Annotated in this window: 5 protein-coding genes and 1 pseudogene; 4 read left to right on the forward strand and 2 right to left on the reverse strand. The window is 67.3% G+C overall.

The genetic code is table 11. The features are described from left to right. The 3 genes and pseudogenes from GJ629_RS13780 to glmM form a co-directional block, all read left to right on the forward strand. Positions 1-333, forward strand: a pseudogene (locus GJ629_RS13780) (ABC transporter ATP-binding protein); the annotation flags it as partial. After that, positions 330-1,580 carry an ABC transporter permease gene (locus tag GJ629_RS13785; protein WP_157513563.1) on the forward strand — a complete coding sequence of 417 codons (1,251 nt, stop codon included), beginning with the start codon at positions 330-332 and terminating at the stop codon, positions 1,578-1,580. The pseudogene GJ629_RS13780 and the gene GJ629_RS13785, both read left to right, overlap by 4 nt. 37 nt (positions 1,581-1,617) lie before the next feature. Further along, entirely contained in the window at positions 1,618-2,922 is a 1,305-nt protein-coding gene (gene glmM / locus GJ629_RS13790) for a phosphoglucosamine mutase (RefSeq protein ID WP_157513564.1), read from the forward strand. A 247-nt stretch (positions 2,923-3,169) separates the two neighbouring features. Here the strand turns inward: glmM and GJ629_RS13795 are convergent, their stop codons facing one another. Further along, positions 3,170-3,748, reverse strand: coding sequence for an ATPase domain-containing protein (locus GJ629_RS13795; RefSeq protein ID WP_157513565.1), 579 nt, complete (start codon positions 3,746-3,748; stop codon positions 3,170-3,172). Positions 3,749-3,802: 54 nt separating this feature from the next. Beyond that, positions 3,803-4,981, reverse strand: a complete 1,179-nt coding sequence (locus GJ629_RS13800; RefSeq protein ID WP_157513566.1) for an aspartate kinase — start codon at positions 4,979-4,981, stop codon at positions 3,803-3,805. 126 nt (positions 4,982-5,107) lie between these two features. Between GJ629_RS13800 and GJ629_RS13805 the strand changes: the two genes are divergently transcribed. Next, the gene (locus GJ629_RS13805; protein ID WP_157513567.1) at positions 5,108-5,497 is read left to right on the forward strand and encodes a hypothetical protein; all 390 of its coding nucleotides are present in this window, start codon (positions 5,108-5,110) and stop codon (positions 5,495-5,497) included. The last annotated feature ends 305 nt before the right edge of the window (positions 5,498-5,802 follow it).

Consider the following 5,802-nt stretch of genomic DNA (forward strand, 5'->3'; position numbering starts at 1 on the left):
CGAACGCGCCGCCGAACTGCTGACTGACGTGGGCCTCGGTGACCGACTCGACCACCGGCCCAACGAACTGTCCGGCGGCCAGCGCCAGCGGGTCGCCATCGCCCGGCGCTGGCGAACGACCCCGCCCTCCTGCTGGCGGACGAACCGACCGGGAACTTAGACAGCGAAACCGGCGAGCGGATTATGGATCTGTTCGAGGACCTCTCCGAACGGGGCAACACCATCCTGATGGTCACCCACGAGCGGCCCATCGCCGAACACGCCGAGCGTATCGTCCACTTGCTCGACGGCGAGATAGAGGACGTCGAAGAGCTGGGCGAGGTGGGTCGATGAACGTCATCGAGAGCTTCCGCATCGCGTGGCGCTCGATCAAGGGCCACAAGCTCCGGTCGACGCTGACGACGCTTGGCGTCATCATCGGCATCGCGGCGGTGATCACCTTCGTCACGCTGGGGACCGGCGTCCAGGAAGGGGTGCTGGGCGACGTCAGCCCAGACGACCGGAGCAACGTCTACATCTGGGCGGCGCCGGCCGACAACGCCAATCAGGGGCCGCTGTCGGGGGCACAGCCGGTGTTCACCCAGCGCGACGCCGAGGAACTCGACGAGCGGTCGGCGATAGAGGCGGCGTACGTGTTCAACCCAGTCCCCGCACAGTCTATCGGGTATCGGGGGCAGACGGTACCCAGACAGGACGGCATCTCCGCGACGGGCCGGGAGTATCTCGACCCCGAGGACATGGGCGAGGGGAGGCGGTTCCGGATGGGAGAGCGAGAGGCCGTGATCAACCCGGCGATGGCCGGCCTCTTCGAGGAGGAGATAACGACGAACAGTACCATCAACATCACCGCCGTCGGTGGGATCAGGCTGAACGCGACGGTCGTCGGCATCACGAACGACTCCTCGTCGAAGAGTCCCTTCGGTGGGTTCGGGCCGTCGCCACGGATCTACCTCCCGAGTGACCCCTACTACGAGCAGTTCAACCGCGGCGGCGGCGACCTCGTCCGGTACATCGCGGTGATAGCCGAGGCCGAGAGCGCCGACACCGACGACGTCCAAGCCGCAAAAGCCGACGCCGAGGCCTACCTCAACAGCAGCGACTCCGACGCCAACTCCCGCACCGAGAACGCCAGCCTCCGGTACTTCAAAAAGACCAGCACGGAACTGCTGAGCCAACTGGAGGACGTGTTCAACCTCCTGCAGAACTTCATCGTCGGCATCGCGGGCATCTCGCTTCTGGTCGGCTCTATCGGCATCGCCAACATCATGCTGGTGTCGGTGACCGAGCGGACCCGCGAGATAGGGATTATGAAGGCCGTCGGCGCACAGCGACGGGACATCCTCGGCCTCTTTCTGGTCGAGGCGATCATCCTCGGGGTGATCGGAGCGGTGTTCGGGACGCTGCTCGGACTCGGGGCCGGGTTCGCCCTCGCGGAGTTCGTGGGCGTCCCCTACGTCTTCCCGACGACGTGGGCCGCCGTCGCCGTCGTCGTCGGCATCCTCGTCGGCGTCCTCGCGGGCCTGTACCCCGCCTGGAGCGCCTCGCGGACCGACCCAATCGACGCCCTCCGCTACGAGTAACCCACTCCTTTTTGCCGCCGGCGCGCGCCGCTTCGGTATGTTCGGAACGAGCGGTATCCGCGGACCGGTGGGCGAGACGGTCACCGCCGACCTCGCGCTGTCGGTCGGTCGTGCGCTTGGTGTCGACAGCGACCGCGTGGTCGTCGGACGGGACCCACGCGAGAGCGGCGAACTGCTGGTCGACGCCCTCGCGGCGGGCCTCCGGGAGTCCGGGACCGACGTGGTGGAGTTGGGGGCAGCCGCGACGCCGACTGTCGCCCGCGCCGTCGCGTGGGCGGACGCCGACGCCGGCGTCGCAGTCACGGCCAGCCACAACCCCGCGCCCGACAACGGCCTCAAACTCTGGCAACCCTCGGGACAGGCCTTCGACGACCCGATGCAGGTCGAGATAACCGAGCGCATCGAGAGCGGCGAAACCGACCTCGCGGCGTGGGACGGCCTCGGAACCCGCGAGCGAGGGGACTACCGGCAGCGCCACGTCGAGGCGTTGGTCGAGTCCGTCGATATCGAGAACCCGCCATCGGTGGTCGTCGACATCGGCAACGGGGCCGGCGGCATCGTCGTCGACGCCCTACAGGAACTGGGCTGTCACGTCGAGACGCTGAACGCCCAACCGGACGGCGCGTTCCCGGGTCGACCCAGCGAACCGACCGCCGAGAACTGCCGGTCGCTGGCGACGCTGGTCGGTGAGGGCGACGCCGAGTTGGGCATCGCCCACGACGGCGACGGAGACCGGATGCGGGCAGCGACCGGCGACGGCGAGTTCGTCTCCGGGGACGTCCTGTTGGCGATACTGGCCCGCGCGGCGGCCGACCCGGGCCAGCGCATCGCCGCCCCCGTCGACACGAGCATGGCTGTCGACGACTACCTCGGCGAGAACGACGTGACCGTCACGCGGACCCGCGTCGGCGACGTCTACGTGGCCGAACGCGTCACCGACGCGGACGTGGCCTTCGGCGGCGAGCCATCGGGAGCGTGGATATGGCCCGAGGCGACGCTGTGTCCGGACGGACCGCTGGCGGCCGTGAAACTGGTCGCGCTGGCCGCAAAGCGACCGCTCGCCGACCGGGTCGCCGACGTGAACACCTACCCGATCCGCCGGGACAGCGTCGAGGTCACCGACAAGGCGGCCGTCATGGAGCGCATCGCCGACCGCGTCGAGGCCGATTTCGAGGACGTGACGACCTTAGACGGCGTCCGAGTCGGCCTCGAGGACGGCTGGTTCCTGTTGCGGGCCAGCGGGACCCAACCGCTGGTTCGGATCACGGCCGAAGCGCGGGAGGCAGAGCGGGCGGCGGCGCTGTTCGAGCGTGCGAGCGAAATCCTCGAAGACGAACGCTGAGAACTACAGCGGGGGAGTTGTGCGCCTATCCACGCCGCGTCGAGCGCGCTTCGCGGACGTCGGCACCGTCGCGGATCTTGTCCTCACACTGGGGGCAGACCCGGGGGTTCTCGACACCGTTGGGTGTGAAGACGCGCGCGTACGCAGCCGTAACAAATGAGTTACAGTTCTGGCACTTCGGCATACGTCCGAACCGTTCGTCTCTACGCTCTTAACGATTGGCGATGGGAACGTGTGACACACACCCTCAAAAGTCGGTGCTGACGGTGCCGTCGGCGTCGAGGTCGACGACGCCGTCGAACAACTCGCGGTAGCCCCCGACGACGTCGTCGTCGTGGACGCCCTCGGCGAGATGGAACAGGCCGACGGCGTCGTGGTCGGCCAGTAGGTCGAGGATGGCCTCGACGGCCTCGCGGGTGCGGTCCTCGTCGGCGTAGTAGGCCATCTCGGTGATGGAATCGACGCTCACGCGGCGTTTGCCGTCGTTTTCCGCGAGGAACTGCCGAGTCTGTTCGACGATGGCGTCTAAGTCGTCCGGCGCGGAGACGTACTTGACGTTCTCGCTCTGTCGGCGGGTGTAGCCGCGTTCGACCGACAGCGTGTCGAGGATGGTCGCCCTCGATTCGTCGACCTCGTAGTGTTCGAGTTTCTGTTCGACCTCGCGGGCGGTGGTGCGGGTCGAGACGATCAGCATGTGGTCGGTGTCCGACGAGAGGAAGTCGGTGTCGATGCGGTCTGTCTCGCCTGTACTGGGGTGGACGAGCAGGATACCGGTCCCGGCGGGGACCGAGTCCGGCGCGTTCTCTATCGACAGCGTGTACTCCATCGTATGCAGGATGGGGGGTGTACGCGGGCTTAAGTGTAGGTGGTTCAGGGCCGCTCAGAAGACGCTCTGAACGAGTTCAAGCGCCTGCTCGCGGTCGTCCCACGGGACGAACACCGAGACGGAGGTCGCGGAGGTGATCACGTCGTAGATGTCGATGTGGGCGTCGGCGATGGGGTCGATGACCTCGTTGACGGTCCCGGACTGGTTGGGGAGGTCACCGCCGGTGACGCGGACGACGGCGATGTCGTCCTCGACGGTGATCGAGGAAAGTGTGTCGTCCGAGACGACGGCGTCGTGCAACAGCGCCTCGACCTCGTCGGCCTCTGCGGCGTCGACGTAGAACGTCAGCGAGTCCATCCCCGAGGAGTTGGCCTCGATGTTGATGTCCTCGTCGCCCAGCATCGTCGCCAAGTCACCGAGGATGCCGGGGCTGTTTCGGATGGCCCGCCCGGCGATGGTGACACAGGCCAGTCGGGTCTCCTCTAGGTCGATGAGTTTCTCGAACTGGCCCTCGATTGAGGTCCCGCCGCCCAGCAGGTCGCCGTGCTGGTAGTGGACGACCCGGACCCCGAGGTCGTCGGCCTTGTAGCTCAGCGCCGAGGGAGCGACGACCTCCGCGCCGCGGAAGGACAGCGAGCGGAGTTCGTCGACGCTGATCTCGCCGACGTTGCGCGCGCCCTCGACGACGCGCGGGTCGCCGGTCATAACGCCCTCGACGTCGGTGACGATGACGACCTCGTCGGCGTCCATATACTTACCGAGCATGACGGCGGACGTGTCGCTGCCGCCGCGGCCCAGCGTCGTGACGTTGCCTTCGTGGTCCTGTGCGAGGAAACCGGTGATGACCGGGACGACGTCTTTCAGTTGGCCGGCCAGCGCGTGAGCGCGCTTGGTCGTCTCCTCGACGTCGACCTCGCCGTACTCGTCGGTGATGATCGGCCACTCCTCGCTGCCGGGTTCGAGGAAGATAGCGTCGACGCCGCGGGCCGAGAGCGCGCCCTTCAGCATTCGGACGGAGGTGCGCTCGCCCATACTGACGATCTGTGCCCGGTCTTCCTCGTCGACGTCGTACTCGATCTCCTCTAGGAGTTCGTCGGTCGTGTTGCCCATCGCGGAGGCGACGACCGTCACCTCGTGGCCCTGTTCGATCGCGGTGGCGATGGAGTCGGCGGCGCGGTTGATCCGCTCGCCGTTGCCGAGACTCGTCCCGCCGAACTTCGCTACGACGCGCATCCGACCACCCCGTGACTGTCTGTGTCGGTCATTACCCCGGCCGTTTCCGCTCGGGGGGAATAACTGTGTCCATTCACCGCAGTGGGCGGCACAAGAGGTAATTACGTGGCCGCCGGAGACCACCCTATGGACGTACGGGACGCGGTCGAGGCGGACGCGGGGCGGTTGGCCGAACTGGCCGGGGCCCCGAGCGACGTGATGCGAAACCTCGTCCACGACCGAACGGTACGGGTGGGCGAACGGGGCGAGGAGATAGTGGGGTTCGTGAGCTTCGACGCCCGGGCCGAGACGGTCCACGTCACACAGATAGACGGGGACGACGACGCCTGCGAGCGCCTGCTGTCGGAGCCGGTCCGGTTCGCCGAGCGGGAGGGGATGGCCGTCGAACTGCTGGTCCCCGAGTCAGACGACACGGTCGAAGCCGCCGTCCAAGCGGCGGGCTTTGAGGCTGGCGGCCCCGGTCCGACCTTCGAGGGCGTCCCGACGGTGCGGTACCGACTGGAACCGAAAGGGTGACGATTGGACACGGCGAGCCAGCGTCGATTCAATACACTGGCTCGGCTGTCTACGATGACTGTTTGTGACGTCGGTAGCTGCATTTCGCGGTTCTATCTGTAATTACTCTGGCGGCGGTGGCCGGGGACGGCCCTCCTCGTGGGCGTCCCCCGGGAGACTCCGTCTCCCGAGCCTCGCGGTGCAACCGCGAGACCCCGGGGAAGGGCAGGCCTGCTGTGCCGTTGCGGTGCCGCGCCGTGTTGTTGCGGTGCTGTGGTCACAGGGGTTCTACCGCGAGCGCTCTACCGAGCGCGAGCGGCCTTTTT

The organism is Halapricum sp. CBA1109, assembly GCF_009741825.1.
Taxonomy (GTDB): domain Archaea; phylum Halobacteriota; class Halobacteria; order Halobacteriales; family Haloarculaceae; genus Halapricum.